The organism is Variovorax sp. GW822-FHT04A09 (genome assembly GCF_058801005.1).
Genome location: NZ_JBXAMV010000001.1, coordinates 1,054,989 through 1,070,353, shown reverse-complemented (window position 1 = coordinate 1,070,353; position 15,365 = coordinate 1,054,989). Strand labels below are relative to the sequence as shown.

18 protein-coding genes are annotated in these 15,365 nt (G+C 69.7%); 9 read left to right on the top strand and 9 right to left on the bottom strand.

Translation table 11 applies throughout. From position 1 onward, the window contains the following. The first annotated feature begins 116 nt into the window (after positions 1-116). Positions 117-752, top strand: coding sequence for an RNA polymerase sigma factor (locus AC1RLW_RS04840; RefSeq protein ID WP_493192357.1), 636 nt, complete (start codon positions 117-119; stop codon positions 750-752). Positions 753-766: 14 nt separating this feature from the next. Beyond that, the gene (locus tag AC1RLW_RS04835) at positions 767-1,384 is read left to right on the top strand and encodes a transposase (RefSeq protein WP_492683310.1); all 618 of its coding nucleotides are present in this window, start codon (positions 767-769) and stop codon (positions 1,382-1,384) included. A 13-nt stretch (positions 1,385-1,397) separates the two neighbouring features. Here AC1RLW_RS04835 and AC1RLW_RS04830 read toward each other — a convergent pair whose 3' ends face one another. Further along, positions 1,398-1,829, bottom strand: coding sequence for a type II secretion system protein N (locus tag AC1RLW_RS04830; protein ID WP_493192356.1), 432 nt, complete (start codon positions 1,827-1,829; stop codon positions 1,398-1,400). Positions 1,830-1,988: 159 nt separating this feature from the next. Here AC1RLW_RS04830 and AC1RLW_RS04825 point away from each other — a divergent pair, with 159 nt between their 5' ends. From AC1RLW_RS04825 to AC1RLW_RS04815, 3 genes are read left to right on the top strand one after another with little or no spacing between them, the layout of a single operon-like run. Then, on the top strand, positions 1,989-2,477 hold the full coding sequence (locus tag AC1RLW_RS04825) for a prepilin-type N-terminal cleavage/methylation domain-containing protein (protein WP_493192355.1): 489 nt from the start codon (positions 1,989-1,991) through the stop codon (positions 2,475-2,477). Continuing rightward, positions 2,467-2,832, top strand: a complete 366-nt coding sequence (gene gspI, locus AC1RLW_RS04820) for a type II secretion system minor pseudopilin GspI (RefSeq protein ID WP_492735357.1) — start codon at positions 2,467-2,469, stop codon at positions 2,830-2,832. Before AC1RLW_RS04825 ends, gspI begins: the two co-directional genes overlap by 11 nt. Next, complete coding sequence (locus AC1RLW_RS04815) at positions 2,829-3,452, top strand: type II secretion system protein GspJ (protein WP_493192354.1); 624 nt, start codon at positions 2,829-2,831, stop codon at positions 3,450-3,452. The genes gspI and AC1RLW_RS04815 overlap by 4 nt, the downstream gene beginning before the upstream one ends. A 6-nt stretch (positions 3,453-3,458) precedes the next feature. Here the strand turns inward: AC1RLW_RS04815 and AC1RLW_RS04810 are convergent, their stop codons facing one another. From AC1RLW_RS04810 to AC1RLW_RS04795, 4 genes are read right to left on the bottom strand one after another with little or no spacing between them, the layout of a single operon-like run. Continuing rightward, a complete protein-coding gene (locus AC1RLW_RS04810; RefSeq protein WP_493192353.1) occupies positions 3,459-4,160 on the bottom strand; it encodes an MOSC domain-containing protein in 702 nt (233 codons plus the stop codon). Then, positions 4,157-4,849, bottom strand: a complete 693-nt coding sequence (locus tag AC1RLW_RS04805; protein WP_493192352.1) for a glutamine amidotransferase — start codon at positions 4,847-4,849, stop codon at positions 4,157-4,159. The genes AC1RLW_RS04810 and AC1RLW_RS04805 overlap by 4 nt, the downstream gene beginning before the upstream one ends. A gap of 22 nt (positions 4,850-4,871) precedes the next feature. Further along, entirely contained in the window at positions 4,872-5,423 is a 552-nt protein-coding gene (locus AC1RLW_RS04800; RefSeq protein ID WP_354346984.1) for a redoxin family protein, read from the bottom strand. A gap of 1 nt (position 5,424) precedes the next feature. Next, entirely contained in the window at positions 5,425-5,982 is a 558-nt protein-coding gene (locus AC1RLW_RS04795; RefSeq protein ID WP_493192351.1) for a carboxymuconolactone decarboxylase family protein, read from the bottom strand. Between the two features lie 95 nt (positions 5,983-6,077). Between AC1RLW_RS04795 and AC1RLW_RS04790 the strand changes: the two genes are divergently transcribed. Next, complete coding sequence (locus AC1RLW_RS04790) at positions 6,078-6,962, top strand: cupin domain-containing protein (RefSeq protein WP_493192350.1); 885 nt, start codon at positions 6,078-6,080, stop codon at positions 6,960-6,962. A 4-nt stretch (positions 6,963-6,966) separates the two neighbouring features. Here the strand turns inward: AC1RLW_RS04790 and AC1RLW_RS04785 are convergent, their stop codons facing one another. Both AC1RLW_RS04785 and AC1RLW_RS04780 read right to left on the bottom strand, forming a co-directional pair. After that, entirely contained in the window at positions 6,967-8,154 is a 1,188-nt protein-coding gene (locus tag AC1RLW_RS04785) for a M20 aminoacylase family protein (RefSeq protein ID WP_493192349.1), read from the bottom strand. Further along, the gene (locus AC1RLW_RS04780; RefSeq protein ID WP_062472854.1) at positions 8,151-9,149 is read right to left on the bottom strand and encodes a tripartite tricarboxylate transporter substrate binding protein; all 999 of its coding nucleotides are present in this window, start codon (positions 9,147-9,149) and stop codon (positions 8,151-8,153) included. Before AC1RLW_RS04780 ends, AC1RLW_RS04785 begins: the two co-directional genes overlap by 4 nt. 131 nt (positions 9,150-9,280) lie before the next feature. Here AC1RLW_RS04780 and AC1RLW_RS04775 point away from each other — a divergent pair, with 131 nt between their 5' ends. After that, entirely contained in the window at positions 9,281-10,168 is an 888-nt protein-coding gene (locus tag AC1RLW_RS04775) for a LysR family transcriptional regulator (RefSeq protein ID WP_493192348.1), read from the top strand. A gap of 12 nt (positions 10,169-10,180) precedes the next feature. Here AC1RLW_RS04775 and AC1RLW_RS04770 read toward each other — a convergent pair whose 3' ends face one another. Continuing rightward, complete coding sequence (locus AC1RLW_RS04770; RefSeq protein WP_493192347.1) at positions 10,181-12,499, bottom strand: ATP-binding protein; 2,319 nt, start codon at positions 12,497-12,499, stop codon at positions 10,181-10,183. Positions 12,500-12,549: 50 nt separating this feature from the next. Then, positions 12,550-13,227, bottom strand: coding sequence for a response regulator (locus tag AC1RLW_RS04765; RefSeq protein WP_493192346.1), 678 nt, complete (start codon positions 13,225-13,227; stop codon positions 12,550-12,552). Positions 13,228-13,377: 150 nt separating this feature from the next. On the opposite strand from AC1RLW_RS04765, the gene AC1RLW_RS04760 reads away from it, so the two are divergent. Then, entirely contained in the window at positions 13,378-14,298 is a 921-nt protein-coding gene (locus AC1RLW_RS04760; RefSeq protein WP_493192345.1) for a DUF1120 domain-containing protein, read from the top strand. Positions 14,299-14,374: 76 nt separating this feature from the next. Continuing rightward, on the top strand, positions 14,375-15,106 hold the full coding sequence (locus AC1RLW_RS04755; protein ID WP_493192344.1) for a DUF1120 domain-containing protein: 732 nt from the start codon (positions 14,375-14,377) through the stop codon (positions 15,104-15,106). The last annotated feature ends 259 nt before the right edge of the window (positions 15,107-15,365 follow it).

Below are 15,365 nucleotides of genomic sequence, written 5' to 3'. Positions count from 1 at the left end.
CGAGCCCGCGCCCCGACCGACGGGCGCCCGTGTTCCTTCCCTTGTTGTCCCAGGCCTGGCCGCTGCCGCCACCGGAGAGTCCGGGTCGGCGCGACGGGCGCTCAGCGAAACCGACCATGACTCCCCATCCTCACGCCTTGCGACGCGCCCCGGACCGGTTCTCCTCGATGCGGCCTTCGGTCTGGCGCCTGATCGACGACCGGGTTGCGCTGCCTGCGCTGCGTCCGGCCCCACGGCCGGTGGCGGCGCCGACGCCGGGCGTGCAGCTGCAGCAGCACCTCGTGGCGCAGTACGCGCCGCTGCAACGGCGCCTCGAACGGCAGCTCGGCTGCGCCGACCTGGCCAGCGAATGCCTGCACGAGGCCTGGCTGCGGTTGGGCGAATGCACGCTGCAGGAGGTGCCAGCGAACCCCGATGCCTATGTGTACCGCGTGGCGTCCAATCTCGCGATGGACCGCATCCGCGCGCGCAAGCGCTGGCAGGGCGTGAGCGCGGAGGGCGCCGACCTGGAGGCGATGGCCGACCCGCGCCCCGGTCCGGCGCAGATCGCGCAGGCGCGCTCCGACGTCGCCGCCGTCGACCGCGCCATGGCACGCCTGCCGCAGCGCCATCGTTCGGTGCTGCTGGCGCTGCGCTGGCACGAGATGTCGCGCCAGGACGTGGCCCGGCGCCAGGGCACGACGGCGCGGCGGGTCGACACCACGCTGCGGCAGGCGCTGGCCGAATTGCGCCGCGACGGCGCGGCAACGTGAAGGGAGCGAACAAGATGAAGTGGATGTCGCCGTTGCGGGTCACCATGCAGGAGCTCGATGCCCGGCTCTCGAAGATCGTCGAGCGCGCGCGCGAAGGCCCGGTGGCGGTCAACCGCTACGGCTCGCCCTGGGTCTGGATCGTGAGCCACCAGGCCTGGGTGCAGGCCGACAACCTGCGCGCGCTGGTGCCCCAGAGCCATCCGCTGGTGGCGCTGCGCGACCAGGTGGAAGACACGCTGCGCCACGAGCGCACGCTGCTGGCCGAGCTGGAGCGCCAGCATGGCGGCACGGTCGATGCGGCGACGCTGTTCAAGAGCCTGATGCTGCAGATCATCTATTCGCTCGAAGACGCGCAGAAGGTGCACGAGAGCCTTGCCTACAACATGCTCTTTCGCTGGTTCGTGGGCTTCGAGCGCTTTGCCGACGAACTGCCCGCGCGCGCGGCCTTTGCGCGCGAACTCGAAGCCTTCGGCGGCGATCCGCGTGCGGTGCGTGTCGTGACGCGGGCGCTGTCGGGCGCCTTCCTGCCGGAGTCGGGCGACGGCGATTTCCGCGTCAACCGCGGGCTGCTGCATGCGCTGTCGAACTGGGCCTCGGCGCCGGATGCGCGCCCGCGCGAAACGGCGCCCTGAGCGCCGCGAAGGTTCAGGGCGCGGCGCGCACGATGCCGGGCGCCGTGGGCAGCACCGGCGCGGCGATGCGCAGCGAGGTGCCGGCCTTGTCGACCGTCACCGCGTCGGCCTCGATGCCCGCGAGCGTGAGCGCGCGGCCCAGCGCATCGCCGACCCGGTAGGGCTGCGGCGCGCCGTCGTTCACCGACAGCACGGCCACGCCGGCCTGGCCCGCGCCCTTGATCAACCCCTTGACCGCGATGTTCGCGCGGACCTCGCCGGGCCCGAACCAGGCCGCGAGCGCATCGGCCGTGGGATCGGCGACAGCGGCCTGCGCGGGCGCGGCGCGCACCGGCAGCGCGGCCGGCGTGAGCAGCCGGCCCCAGGTCACGGCACCGGCCACGACCAGCGACAGGCCCGCGGCATGAACGAGAAGGCGGGCGGAAGGTGGCGTGAAGGGGCGCATGGTGAAGGGCGGTCAGCGGGCCGCGAGGGCGGCGGGCACCCCCTGTGTCTATCACGCGGGCGTTGGGGTTTCGTGTCAGCACTGCGTTTCATCGCAGCATCACGCAGCCTGCCTAGCATCGGCCGCATGGCGTGTTTCCACGACGGGATGACGAGCGGCATGCGACCACGCGCAGGCGGGGAGCGCGGCTTCTCGCTGATCGAACTGATGATCGTGCTGGTCATCGTCGGCATCGCCACCGCCGCGATCAGCCTGGGCATCGCGCCCGACCCCGCGCAGGAACTGCGGCGCGACGCGCGCGAGCTGGTGCGGCATCTGGCCGTGGCGCAGAACGAGGTGCGCGTGGACGGCCGCACGATCGCGTGGCAGGCCGATGCCGAGGGCTACCGCTTTGCGCGCGGCACCTGGGTGCAGCGCGGCGGCAGTGCGATCCCGCAGGTGACGACGCTCGGCGCGCTCGACACCTTTGCGGCGGACGACGAGCTGCGTCCGCGCGGCTGGCGCGTGGGGCCGGTCGAGGTCGTGCCGGCGGGGCCGGTCGTGCTCACGTCGGAGCCTGTGGGCGCGAGCTGGCAGCGCGAACTGCGGCATGGCGCGGCCACGGTGACGGTGACGCGGGATGCGTCCGGGGCGTTTCATGTGCGCTAAGAACCGCGGCTTCACCCTGATCGAAATCTTGATTGCGTTGACCATCGTGAGCATTGCGTTGGCCGCGATCGTGCGCGCCTCGAGCCTCACCATCGGCAACCTCGGCCTGCTGGAGCGGCAGTCGCTGGCGATGCTGTCGGCGGGGAACCAATTGGCGGAGCTGCAGCTGGGCGGTGTGCCCGGGGCGCCGGGCGTGTCGCGCAGCGACTGCCCGCAGGGCGGCATCCGCTTCGTCTGCCGGCTGGAGGTGGGGACCGTGGTCGATGGCTTGCGGCCCGTGCGCGTGCAGGTCTACGCGGCCGACGACGAAGACCGCCTGCTGGCCACGCTGCACACACGCAGCGCGCCACCATGAAGCGCACGCAACGCGGCTTCACGCTGGTCGAGGTGATGATCGCCATCGCGCTCATGGCCGTGCTCGCCGTGATGTCCTGGCGCGGCCTGGACAGCGTGAGCCGTGCGAACGACCAGCTCGAAGACCGCACCGAGCGCGTGGCCCGGCTGCTGCGCGCGCTGGACCAGTTCGAGCGCGACGTGGCCTTGCGCGCGACCACCGAGCTGCCGGCGCCGGCATCGGCGAATCCGTCGGCCGCCTTGCCGCTGCTGCCGGTGGCGATGCAGGCGCGCCAGCCGAACGGCGCGCCGTTCGTGGTCGAGATCGTGCGCACCGCGCCGGCCGCGCCCGGGCAGTGGCAGCGCGTGCAATGGTGGGTGCGCGGCGATGTGCTCTACCGCGCGGCGGGGCCGGTGTCGGCCGTTTTTCCGCTGCAGGCGCCGGAGCCTGCGGACCGGGTGGCGGTGCTCGACGGTGTCGCCACCTTCCAGCTGCGCGCCTGGGAACCGGGCCTGGGCTGGCGCCGCCTGCCCGGCGTCGCGCCGGCGCGCGCACCGGCCACCGGGGTGGAGTTGCTGCTGGCGGTGTCGGCGGGCAATGACACTGCCGCGCGGCAATTCCGGCGCGTGCTGGCGTTCTGAGCCGCCTCAGGCCTCGGGTGCGCGCAGGCGCGGCTCCCAGTCTTCGACGCGCCCCGCATCCACCCGCTTGCGAAACGCGGCGCGCCAGCGCTCGGCCAGGGCGGGCAGGGCGGCGGCCTGTTCCCATTCGGGGGCGAAGCGCGCGTCGCGCGAGAACAGCAGCGCGATGAGGCGCGACAGCGGCCAGTCCGGGTGCGGACGTTCCACGCGCGTGGCCATCGCGCCGGCCCGCACCCAGCCGGGCTCGAGCACGCGGTAGTACCAGCCCGTGCAGCCGCGCGCCTGCATCTCGCGCGCCATGCCGGGCCTGCCGAAGTGCGCATCGATCTTCCAGCAGGGCTGCCGACCCTGCGACACCTGCACCCGCGCATCGCCGAGCTGCACGACGTCGCCGATGCACACGGTCGATTCGTTCCAGCCCGTGGTCGAGATGTTCTCGCCGAAGGCGCCCGCGTGCACCAGCAGTTCGGTGTGGCAGCCACCCGCCGCCCAGCTAGCGTAGTGCTCGCGCGGGTAGTGGTGCACGGCCTTCTCGACACCGCCGTGGATGCGCAGGTCGGCCTGCGCGTCGCCCTGCAGGCCTGTGGGCGAAAGCCACAGCGCATCGGCCGCGGGTGTCTTGCGGATGCCGCTGCGCGTGCGGCCGTCAGGCAGAAGGGCCACGAGGCCGACCAGCAGTGCATCGATGGGCAGGGCGGGCTGCGTCATGCGAGCTGATCCAGCCATGCGGTCAGCATGCGCGTCGCGGCATCGGAGCGCAGGTCGGCCAGCTCGGCGCTGCGGGCACGCAGCGCGGGAATGTCGATGCCGGCCGTGGCCAGTTCGTGGTGGTGCCCGATGAGCCAGGGCTCGATGCGCGCGGGGTCGGCCTCGGGGTGGAACTGCAGCGCGAGCGCATGGCGGCCGTGGCGGAAGGCCTGGTGTGGCGTGCGCGCGGTGCTCGCCAACAGTTCGGCGCCGGACGGCAGGTCGAAGGTGTCGCCGTGCCAGTGCAGCACGGGTTCGCCGTCCAGCGCCGCGAGGCACGAGGCCCGGCCCGCCGCGCTCAGGTCGACCGGCGCCCAACCGATCTCCGTGTGCCCCGACGGGTACACGCGCGCGCCGAGCGCACGGGCCATGAGCTGCGCGCCCAGGCACAGGCCCAGCGTGGGGCGCTGCAGCGCCAGCCGTTCGCGCAGGCCGCCGATCGCTTCGGCGAGCCAGGGGTAGGTTGCCGTGTCGCAGGCCCCGATGGGGCCGCCGAGCACCACGACGAGGTCGGCGTGGCGCCACTCGTCGGCGCTGAGCGCGGACGGGCCCGCCTGCCGGTAGTCGATGGCGTGGCCGGCCCGGGTGAGCACGTTCGTGAAACGCCCGAGGTCTTCGAAGGCGAGGTGTTGCAGGGCGATGCATGGCATGCGGCGAGTGTCCTTTCTTCTTTCAGGCGCGGCAGGCGGTGTCGTCGCACGGGCCGTCTGGCGATGCATCGTCTGCAGGTTGCGCAATGAGGTGCGCGGGCGCCTCCTCGGCCGCGAGCTGCCCGATGGCGGCGCCCAGCGCCATGTCGTCGAGCAGGCCGAAGTGGCTCATGCGCAGGCGCCCCTGCCGGTCGACCAGCACCGTGCTCGGCGTGCCCTGCCACTGGTAGTCGCGCATGGTGGCGGGGATGCCGCCGGTGGGCGAGGGCTGGTCGATGCCGATGGGAAAGCCCAGGCGGTACTCGCGCACGAAGGCGTCGAGCGCGGCCGGCGTCATGACGTCGTGGTGCTCGAACACCGAGTGCAGGCCGATCACCGCGACGTCTTTCGCGGCGAACAGCTGCCGCGTCTTCTTCGCCTGCGGCAGGCCGTGCGACACGCAGGCCGGGCACAGCATCTGGAACGCGTGCAGCACCACGACCCGGCCGCGCAGCGACGCGAGCGTGACGGGCGCATCGGTGTTGAGCCACTGCGCGACCTGCAGCTCGGGCGCCTCGGGGCGCGGCCAGGCCATGTCAGGCCGCCTCGGTGCGCAGCTTCACCTGCGGGAAATCCACCGGCACCTGGAACGCCACGTTCACGTAGTTGGTGAACAGGTTCAGCGCGACGTGGGCCAGGATCTCGACGATGTGCCGGTCGTCGAAGCCCACGGCGCGCAGGGCCTGCACGTCGGCGTCGTTGACCTGGCCGCGTGCATCGACGAGCTTGAGCGCAAAGCGCAGCGCCGCCGCCGTGCGCGGGTCGGCCGATTCGCCGGCCTGCGCGGCGGTCATGTCGGCCGCCGACACGCCCGCCTTGCGACCCAGTGCGGTGTGGGCCGCGAGGCAGTAGTGGCAGGCGTTGCGGTCGGCAACGGCCACGGCGATCTGCTCGCCGAGCTGCGCCGGTATGACGCCGCCGCCGAGCGCGCCGAACGATCCCCACAGGCTGCGCAGCGCCGCGGGCGAGTTGGCGACGGCGCGGAACATGTTGGGCGTGGCGCCGAAGGCACCGTGGATTTGGGAGAGCAAGACCTGGGCGTCGCCGGTGTCGGCGGTGTCGGCGGTGTCGGTGACGAGGTTGACGCGGGGCATGAAGACTTCCTTTCGGTGATGACGATGGATGCAGTGTCTTCCCGAAATCCGTATGATTTGAACGCTTTCATCCATTCAACACACCTTTTCATCCAATGCCGAGCGCAACACCGCCGCCGCCCATCGACAGGCTCTCGTCCCTGCTCGAGCGTTTCCGTGTCCGGGCCCACCTGTTCCACACGGGGCCGCTGTGCGGCGTGACGCACTTCGCGGCGAAAGAGGGGCGCAGCTTCCTGCATGTGATGCGGCGCGGCGAGATGGTGGTCACGCATTCGGCGCCGTCGGTGCGTTCGGCCGGCGTGCCGCGCAAGCTGGTCGTGAAGGAGCCCAGCCTGCTTTTCTACCCACGCCCGCTGGCGCACGACTTCCACAACGCGCCCACCGAAGGCTCGGATTTCGTCTGCGCCACGGTCGACTTCGACGGCGGCGAGGCGCACCCGCTGGTGCGCGCCTTGCCGCCGCTGGTGCGGCTGCCGCTGCATGCGGTCGACGGCCTCGAAGCGGCGCTGGCGCTGCTGTTCGCGGAAACCGGGCGCGTGCTGTGCGGGCACCGGCTGCTGGCCGACCGGCTGTTCGAGGTGGTGCTGATCCAGCTGCTGCGCTGGCTGCTCGACCATCCGCAGGAGAGCGGGGTGCCCGCCGGCCTGCTGACGGGCCTGGGCGATCCGCAGCTGGCGCGCGTGCTGGTCGCGCTGCACGAGCGCCCGGGCGAGCCGTGGCCGCTCGAACAGATGGCCACGGAGGCGGGCATGTCGCGCAGCGCGTTCGCCGCGCGCTTCAAGTCGGTGGTGGGCGCAACGCCCGCCGACTACCTGGCGCAGTGGCGCCTGACGATTGCCCAGGCCGAGCTGCGCACGGGTGCGTCGGTCAAGGCGATTGCCGACAGCCTCGGCTACGCGAACGCCTCGGCGCTGTCGCGCCTGTTCGCGCAGAGGGTGGGCGTGTCGCCGCGCGAATGGCTCGCGCGGCAGTCGGCTTGAACGTTCAGTCCGCGGCGCGCAGGAAGCGCTCGGTCAGCAGCACCCAGTAGGCGCCGCCCACGGCAACGTTGCTGTCGTTGAAGTCGTAGCCCGGGTTGTGGACCATGCAGGCGCCGTGCGCGTCGCCGTCGCCATTGCCGATGAGCAGGTAGCAGCCGGGCACGCGCTCCAGCATGAAGGCGAAGTCTTCGCTGCCCGGTAGCGGCGGCGTCTGCCAGGTGACCTGCGCCGGGCCCACGAGTTCTTCGGCCACGGTGCGCGCGAAGGCGGTTTCTTCGGGCGTGTTGACCAGCACCGCGTAGCCGGGCCGCCAGTCGATCTGCGCCTGCACGCCGAAGCTCTCGGCCTGCGCGGCCACCAGCGCCTTGATGCGGGTTTCGATCTTCTTGCGCACCTCGCGGTCGAGGGCGCGCACGCTGACCTCGAGCACCGCGCCTTGCGGGATCACGTTGTTGGCCTTGCCCGCATGGATGGCGCCCACCGTGACCACCGCCATCTGCAGCGGGTCGATGTTGCGCGAGACCACGCTCTGCAGCGCCATCACGATGCTGGCCGCGGCCACGATGGGGTCGGCCGCGCGGTGCGGCATGGCGCCGTGGCCGCCCACGCCGGTGAGCGTGATGGTGGCGTAGTCGGACGAGGCCATGGCCGGGCCTTCGCGCATCGCCAGCCGGCCCTGCGCCATGCCGGGCATGTTGTGCATCGCGAAGATGGCGTCGCAGGGGTAGCGCTCGAACAGGCCGTCGTCGATCATGCGCACCGCGCCGCCGCCGCCTTCCTCGGCAGGCTGAAAGATCAGGTTCAGCGTGCCGTCGAAGCGCCCGCGCTCGGCCAGGTGCTGCGCCGCCGCCAGCAGCATCGCCGTGTGGCCGTCGTGGCCGCAGGCGTGCATCACGCCCGTGTGTTCGCTGGCGTAGGCCAGGCCCGTGGCCTCGTCGATGGGCAGGGCGTCCATGTCGGCGCGCAGGCCGAGGCGGCGCGTGCCGCTGCCGCGCACCAGCCGGCCCACCACGCCGGTGCCGCCGATGTGGCGCTCGACGGTGTAGCCCCAGGCTTCGAGTTTTTCGGCCACCAGCGCCGAGGTGCGGTGCTCGTCGAAGCCGAGTTCGGGGTGCTGGTGGATGTCGCGGCGGATGCCGATGAAGGTGTCGGCGCTGGCGTGCAGGTCGTTCAGGAGGGCGGTGGTGCTCATTGGGGTTCCAGGCGGATGGACTTGGCGATGTCGCGGTAGCGCGCGGTCTCGGCTTCGTAGAACTTCGCCGATTCGGCCAGCGTCGTCTGCGGCGAGGCCAGCTGCGTCTGGGCCGCGAGCTGCTCGCGCACGCTCGTTTCCTTCAGCGCCGCGCCGACGGCCTGGTGCAGCTTCTGCACCACGTCTTCGGGCGTGTTCTTGCGCACGAAGAAGCCGCTCCAGGTCTTGTAGTTGACGTTCTTCAGCTCCTTGCCTTCGCTGGCGGTGGGCACGTTCTTCAGCAGCTCGGAGCGCTGCCCGCCGAGCTGGCCGAGGATCTTCAGCCGGCCCTGGTCGGCCAGCGCGCCCATGGCGGCGCTGTAGACCAGCACGGCAAAGTCGACCTGGCCGCCGCCGATGTCCTGCAGCAGCGGCGCGTTGCCCTTGTAAGGCGCGTGCATGAGCTTCACGCCGGTGTCCAGCTGCACCTTCTCGAGGATCAGGTGGTAGAGCGAGCCGATGCCCACGCTGCCGTACGACAGCGGCTTGTCGGGCGACTTGCGCGCCAGCGCAATGAGTTCGTCGACGCTGTTGGCCGGCAGGTCCTTGCGGGCGACGAAGACCATCACCGCCTCGGCCACCGGGTGCACCATGCGGAAGTCTTCGGCCTTGAGCTTCACGGCCGCATTGGCCAGCGGCGCAAGAATGATCTCGTTGGGCGAGCCCTGGAAGAGGTAGTAGCCGTCGGCCGGCGCGGCCAGCACCTTCTGTGCGGCCATGGCACCGCTCACGCCGCCCAGGTTCTCCACGACCACCTGCTGGCCCAGCGCCTTGCCCAGTGGCACGGTGAAGATGCGCGCGGTGGCGTCCGAGGGGCCGCCGGCCGGGTAGGGAACCATCAGGTTCACGGGCTTGGCGGGAAAGCCGTCGGCGCGGGCGGGGCCCGCGGCCGCCAGCATCAGCCCGCAGCCGAGCAGCAGCGCGGATCGGAAGAGCGAAGTCGTCGTCAAAGTCATGTCTCCTGGGGTGGTGCCGGCTCGTGGGGCCGGATGCAGGGGAATGCTAGGAGCGGCTCGACGCAACGTCCAATGCATTGTTGGCTGCATTAGCATGAGTCCAATGCATTCCTGAAAACGAGGCTTTCGCCATGACGCTGGTTCAACTGAGGCACCTGATTTCGCTGGCCCACACGGGCTCGTTCAGCCAGTCGGCGCAGGCGCTGCACCTGACGCAGCCCGCGCTCAGCCGCAGCGTGCGCGCGCTCGAGGACGAGCTGGGCATGCCGCTGTTCGACCGCATCGGCCGGCGCAACGAGCTCACGGTCTTCGGGCGCGAGGTGCTGGAGCGCGCGCGGCTTTTGGTGTCGGAGGCCGAGGCGCTGCGCGACCGTGGCCGGCAGATGCGCGAAGGCGAGGGCGGCACCGTGCGCATCGGGCTGGGCTCGGGGCCCGGCGCGCTGCTGATGACGCCCTTTCTGCTGCACATGGCGACGCACCATCCGGCCGTGCGCACCGTGATCGCGCGCGGCAGCACCGACTTGCTGGCGCAGGCGCTGCGCGAGCGCAGCCTGGACGCGCTGGTGGTCGATGCGCGCGCACTCAAGCCCGCGCCCGACCTGGTGCTGACCCACGTGTACGAGCTGCGCGGCGCTTTCCTGTGCCGCCGCGGCCATCCACTCACACGGCTGCGCAAGGGCGTGAGTTTCGAGGCGGTGCAGCGCTACCCGATCGCCTCGACACCGCTGAGCGACGAGGTGGCCCGCACGCTGGTCGAGACCTACGGCCCACAGGCACATCCTGCCAACTGCGTGACCCTGCAGTGCGAGGAGCTGCCCAGCATCGCCGACGTGGTGCGCCAGAGCGACACGGTGCTGCTCGCGGTGCACGAGTCGGCACCCGACCTGGTCGAGCTGCGGATGGAACCGCCGATGCGCGGCACGGCACGCTTCGGACTGGTGACCTTGCGCCAGCGCACCGAGGCACCGGCGCTGGCGATTCTTCGGCGGTTGATGAAGGAACGGATGGCGGGGGCGTAGGGCGCCGCCTGCTCAGGACGCCGCCTGTGCCGACAGCGCAAGCTGGAGCTCGTCCAGCAGGTCCGCCACGCGCATGTGATCCGAAGCGGTTTCGGCGCGAGCGATTTCTTCCAACGCATCGGCGGGCGCTGCCACAGCCGCAGCATCGACCATCAAGGCCGCGCCCCTGATGCGGTGCGCATGGTGCGCCGCGCTCGCGGTGTCGCCCGCAGCGAACGCCCGGCGCAGCGCCGCAAGATCTTCCGCCATGGCCTCGTGAAACTGCGGCGGCAAGGCCGTGTCGGGGCGTTGCGGCGACGACGGCGCCCCGCCCAGCCAGAGCTGCAGCATGCTCGACAGTTCGTCCAGGCGCAGCGGTTTCTTGAGCACGCCGTCCATCCCGCTTTCCATGCATTCGTCGAGGTGCGCCGAGTCGGTCGCGGCCGAGATCGCGATCACGGGCAGATGGCCGGCACCGGCTTCGCGCTCGCGCTCTCGGAGGCGCCGCGTCGCCTCGTAGCCGCTCATCCCCGGCATGTGGCAGTCCATGAGCACGAGCGCAAAAGGATGTGGCGGCGCGAGCGCCGCCAGTGCCGCCGCGCCGTCGGCCTCGATCCGGGCGTCGTAGCCCAGCATGCGCAACTGCTCCGCGATGATGAACTGGTTGCCCGGATGGTCCTCCACGACCAGCACGGTGGCCGCAGAACCGGAAGGCGGCTTGCCATGCGCCGCAGCAGCATCCCTGGACAGTTCTTGTGGGGGCGACACAAGCTTCACCGGCAGGGCGAACTCGACCGAGGTGCCCGCACCAAGGCGGCTCGTCAACCGGATCTCGCCGCCCATCAATTCGACCAGCTCCTTGCAGATGGTCAGCCCCAGGCCGGTGCCGCCGAAGCGCCGGGTCGTGGAATTGTCGGCCTGCGAATAGGCATCGAAGAGGGTGGCCTGCTGCGAGGGCGCAATGCCGATGCCGGTGTCGCTCACCGTGACGGTCAGCAGGCCGTTCATGTCGCCATCGTCCAGAAGCTCCAGCGTCACATCGATGCGCCCGCGCTCGGTGAACTTCACGGCATTGCCCAGCAGGTTGAGCAGCACCTGCCGCAACCGCGTGGGGTCGATCAGCACCTGCCGGCCCGACGGGTTGTGCGTGCGCACCGCGATGACCAGCGGCTTGTCCTGCGCGTTCACGCGCGCCACATGCGCCACCTTCTGCGCCAGCGCGTCGACGTCGGTGGGCACCAGTTCCAGCGCGAGGCGCCGGGCGTCCAGCTTCGAGAGATCGAGCACATCGTCCAGCAGCGACAGCAGGGCTTCGGCTGCCGCCGAAGCGGTGCGCGTGAAGCGTGTTTGGCGCGCATCCAGCGGCGTGTGCGCCAGCATCTCGATGGAGGCCAGCACCGCGTTCATGGGCGTGCGGATTTCGTGGCTCATGACCGCCAGGAAGTTCGACTTGGTGCGCTCGCTCTTCTGCGCGGCGCGCTGCGCCACGCGGGCGCGCCAGGCGAACCAGCCGAGCAGCACGACGCCGCCGAGCAGCAGCAACAGCTGCGGCAGGCGGTACCGGACGATCGACAGCAGTGAGGGCTCGCCGAAGTCGGTCTGCTCCAGCCACCGGTCGTTCATCTGGCCGGTCTCCGCCGCCGAGAGGCTCGCGAGCGACTTCTCCACGATGGAATGCAGCAGCGGCAGGTCGGCGCGAACGCCCATCTGGGCCACGTACAGGAGATCGCCGATCGTGCCGGAGATGCTCAACTGGCGCGCATGCCTGCGGCGCATCATGGGCAGGAACACCGCGTCGGAGCCGATGGCAGCGTAGGCCTCGCCGGTGATCACCGCATCGAGGCTTTCCATCGGTTCGCTGGTGGGCAGCACGCGCACGCCGGGGTAGCGCTCGGCGAAGACATGGGCGTAAGTGCCTCCGCCGCGCACGGCCGCCACCTTGCCGTCCAGGTCCTTCATGTGCAGGACGAAGGGGGCGTCGGTGCGCGTGACGATGATCGTCTGCGCCACGAAGAAGGGATCGGTCAGGCGCAGCCGGGCGCCGACCTCGCGCGTGGTTCGCTGGGCGCTGGCGTTCGGGAACATGTCGACCTTGCCGTCGAGGAAGGCCTGCTGGGCTTCCTGCCAGTCGGGGGTGGCGTGCAGCTCGAAGCGCAGGCCCGACTTGCGCGCGACCGCGTCGAGGTACTCCGCGATCAAACCCTTGTAGCGGCCATGCTCGATGGATTCCAGCGGGCTCAGCCGCGTGTCGGCGGCATAGCGCACGACGGGGTTGGCGTTCATCCAGCGCTGCTCCTCGTCGGTGAAGACAGGCTGCGCCTGCGCCCAGGCGGGGCCGGCGGGGAGGGCCATCGCGCCGCACATCGCCCACCGCGCCGTTCGTCCGAGAGCGCGCCAGGGATTCATGTCTTGTCCAGCTGGTGGCGGATCTTGAACAGCTCGTTGTCCGTGCGGATGCCCAGCTTGCGGAACGCCGCGTGTTTCTGCGTGCTGATGGTGTTCACGTTGCGGGAGAACTTGGTGGCGATCTGCGTGACCGACAGGCCCTCCAGGCAGCAGCGCAGCACCTCGCGCTCGCGCGGGGACAACTGGGGATGCTTCGTGAGCGCCTCGGCGTCGGTGTGGTGCGACGCGGCCTCGGAAAGGGTGGCGATGTCCGCCGCCATGTCGGGATGCAGGTGGATGCGGCCCTTGCTCACCGTGCGCACGGCCGCCACGAGCTCGTCCAGTTCCTGGTTCTTGCCGACATAGCCGCGCGCGCCGGCTTTCAACGCCAGTGCCACGGTGGCCGCGCTGTAGTGCGCGGAGATGACGATCGTCCGGCTGCGCGGATGCCGGACCTTCAGCGCCCGCAGGAGGTTGAGCCCGTCGATGTCCGAAGGCCCGAGCGAGAAATCCACGAGCACGACATCCGCCGCCAGGGTGGCCAGGGCATCGAGCAGTTCGCGGCTGGTGGCATGGCTGCCGACCACCGACAGGTCGGGCTCGTCCGCCAATCTGGCGATCAGGCCATGCCGGACGACCGCGTGGTCGTCGAGCACCATCAGGCGAAGCGGCTGCGCGGCGAGGTGGTGTGCCATGAGGACCCTCCCAGTGGGCGGATCGTAGGCGGCTCGCCCCCACGTCGACACCATCACAACGAGGGGATGCGTGAGTGCATGCCGCGCGAGCCCGCGCCGCCCCGGGTTCGAATTTTCGAACGATCCCTAAGTCGACCTCCCGGTTTTTCGTTGTATTTCTATATCGGGAAAAGCACCCGAAAAGAACAATTCATCGGAAGAAAACACGCCGCCGCTCACACGCTTTTCGTGCGCACTTTCAAGGGCACTCGCTGCAAGAGGCGCAAGGCCCTTGCAACGCGAAACCCGATGCATCGGCGGTTGGATTGGGTTCGTTGCGGTGCAGTCAAACGCATCGTTTCGAGGCCATGGGTGGGTTTCAACGAATCCTTCGTTGAACCCTTTTTTGAAGTTCTTGAGGACATACCAGTGAAGAAAATTGCAACCCTTGCCGCTGCCACCTGCGCGGCTGCCGTGATGTTCGTGCCCGGCCAGGCGAGCGCCGACAGTGCCGAGCTCCGGATCGCCGGCATCATCGTGCCGGCCGCCTGCACGCCCGTTTTCACAGGCGGCGGCGTGGTCGACTACGGCAACATTCCCGCCAGCTCGCTGAATCCGACGGCCCAGACCACGCTCGCGGACAAGTCGACCCAGCTGACGCTGACCTGCGATGCGCCTGTGCTGTTCGGCTTCAAGGTGATCGATGAACGCGCTGCGACGGCGGTCGCCGCGTTGGAAACCATCCCGGGGTATGCCACGAATGCGAAGTTCGGCCTGGGCGCTGTGGATGGCAAGAACATCGGCGCCTATTCGTTGCAGATCACGAAAGAGACGGCCGATCAAGGCAGCACCAAACACATCAACAGCGTGGACGGCGGAGCCACCTGGTCGGACTTTGCGGGCGGCATGACCGGCGACGGCGGCACGCTCGTTGCCTTCGCCGCCAGTGCCACGGGAACGGTGCCGGGCGCCCACACCGCCATCACGGCCGACATCCGTGTGGTGACCGCCATCGACAAGGGCAGCAACCTGCCGCTGACCCAGCAGATCCCGCTGGATGGCCTGTCGACGTTCGAACTCGTCTACCTGTAAGCAGCAACTGACGAACAGCCCGTCGATCCCTTTCCGCTCTTGTTTCTTCTGCCGTCAAGGGCAGCGTTTCGGGGCCATGGCGGGCGTCAACGAATCCTTCGTTGAAATCTCTTTTTTGAAGTTCTTGAGGAAATTATTCGTGAAGAAAATTGCAACTCTTGCCGCTGTCGCCAGCGTGGCCGCCGTGATGTTCGTGCCCGGCCAGGCGAGCGCCGACAGTGCCGAGCTCCGGATCGCCGGAACCATCACGCCATCCCCTTGCACGCCCGTTTTCACGGGCGGAGGCGTGGTCGACTACGGCAACATTCCCGCCAGCTCGCTGAGCCCGACGGCCCAGACCACGCTCGCGGAAAAGTCGATCGAACTGATCATGACCTGCGATGCGCCTACGCGGTTCGGCTTCAAGGTGATTGACGAACGCGCCGCGAGCGCGATCACTTCGCTTGAAACGATCCAGGGGGCCGCCCCGAACATGAAGCTCGGCTTGGGCACTTCGGATGGCAAGAAGATTGGCGCCTATTCGTTGAAGCTCCTGGGTCTGATCACCAGTGAAGGCGGCGCGTATATCGTTCAGAGCGATAACGGCGGCACCAGCTGGAGCCAAGTTGGCTCAAAATCTGCCCTGGTTGCTGATGGGAGCAGGCTCATTGGGGCCGTCAACAGCTCCACGACCACGACGCCGAATCCCCACAAGTCCATCACGACCACGATCGGCGTGACGACCGCCATCGACAAGAGCAGCAACCTGCCGTTGACCCACGCGATCCCGCTGGATGGCCTGTCGACGTTCGAACTCGTCTACCTGTAAGCCGTACGGCTGTATCGGGCGGTCCTTCCGCCCGATACAGGGTGGTGCCGGGCAGGGCGCCTGGCGCAACCCTTTCCAGGACGTCCCGTTCTCGAGCCCGCTGCGGCATTGAGCACCGGCCGGCATCGCGTCCGGACCGATCGGGATCGACGCGGTGCCACGGCTGGCGAACGGCCCGTCGGTCCCTCCCCATTTTTGATTCTTCTCGAAAGCACCCCTTTCGAGACGGCGGACGCGCTCGTCCGTACACAGGAAAGAG

Coding starts and splice junctions, on each gene's coding strand:
- AC1RLW_RS04840 (WP_493192357.1), top strand. CDS start 117: ATGACTCCCCATCCTCACGCCTTGCGACGCGCCCCGGACCGGTTCTCC.
- AC1RLW_RS04835 (WP_492683310.1), top strand. CDS start 767: ATGAAGTGGATGTCGCCGTTGCGGGTCACCATGCAGGAGCTCGATGCC.
- AC1RLW_RS04830 (WP_493192356.1), bottom strand. CDS start 1,829: ATGCGCCCCTTCACGCCACCTTCCGCCCGCCTTCTCGTTCATGCCGCG.
- AC1RLW_RS04825 (WP_493192355.1), top strand. CDS start 1,989: ATGCGACCACGCGCAGGCGGGGAGCGCGGCTTCTCGCTGATCGAACTG.
- gspI (WP_492735357.1), top strand. CDS start 2,467: ATGTGCGCTAAGAACCGCGGCTTCACCCTGATCGAAATCTTGATTGCG.
- AC1RLW_RS04815 (WP_493192354.1), top strand. CDS start 2,829: ATGAAGCGCACGCAACGCGGCTTCACGCTGGTCGAGGTGATGATCGCC.
- AC1RLW_RS04810 (WP_493192353.1), bottom strand. CDS start 4,160: ATGACGCAGCCCGCCCTGCCCATCGATGCACTGCTGGTCGGCCTCGTG.
- AC1RLW_RS04805 (WP_493192352.1), bottom strand. CDS start 4,849: ATGCCATGCATCGCCCTGCAACACCTCGCCTTCGAAGACCTCGGGCGT.
- AC1RLW_RS04800 (WP_354346984.1), bottom strand. CDS start 5,423: ATGGCCTGGCCGCGCCCCGAGGCGCCCGAGCTGCAGGTCGCGCAGTGG.
- AC1RLW_RS04795 (WP_493192351.1), bottom strand. CDS start 5,982: ATGCCCCGCGTCAACCTCGTCACCGACACCGCCGACACCGCCGACACC.
- AC1RLW_RS04790 (WP_493192350.1), top strand. CDS start 6,078: ATGCCGAGCGCAACACCGCCGCCGCCCATCGACAGGCTCTCGTCCCTG.
- AC1RLW_RS04785 (WP_493192349.1), bottom strand. CDS start 8,154: ATGAGCACCACCGCCCTCCTGAACGACCTGCACGCCAGCGCCGACACC.
- AC1RLW_RS04780 (WP_062472854.1), bottom strand. CDS start 9,149: ATGACTTTGACGACGACTTCGCTCTTCCGATCCGCGCTGCTGCTCGGC.
- AC1RLW_RS04775 (WP_493192348.1), top strand. CDS start 9,281: ATGACGCTGGTTCAACTGAGGCACCTGATTTCGCTGGCCCACACGGGC.
- AC1RLW_RS04770 (WP_493192347.1), bottom strand. CDS start 12,499: ATGGCCCTCCCCGCCGGCCCCGCCTGGGCGCAGGCGCAGCCTGTCTTC.
- AC1RLW_RS04765 (WP_493192346.1), bottom strand. CDS start 13,227: ATGGCACACCACCTCGCCGCGCAGCCGCTTCGCCTGATGGTGCTCGAC.
- AC1RLW_RS04755 (WP_493192344.1), top strand. CDS start 14,375: ATGGCGGGCGTCAACGAATCCTTCGTTGAAATCTCTTTTTTGAAGTTC.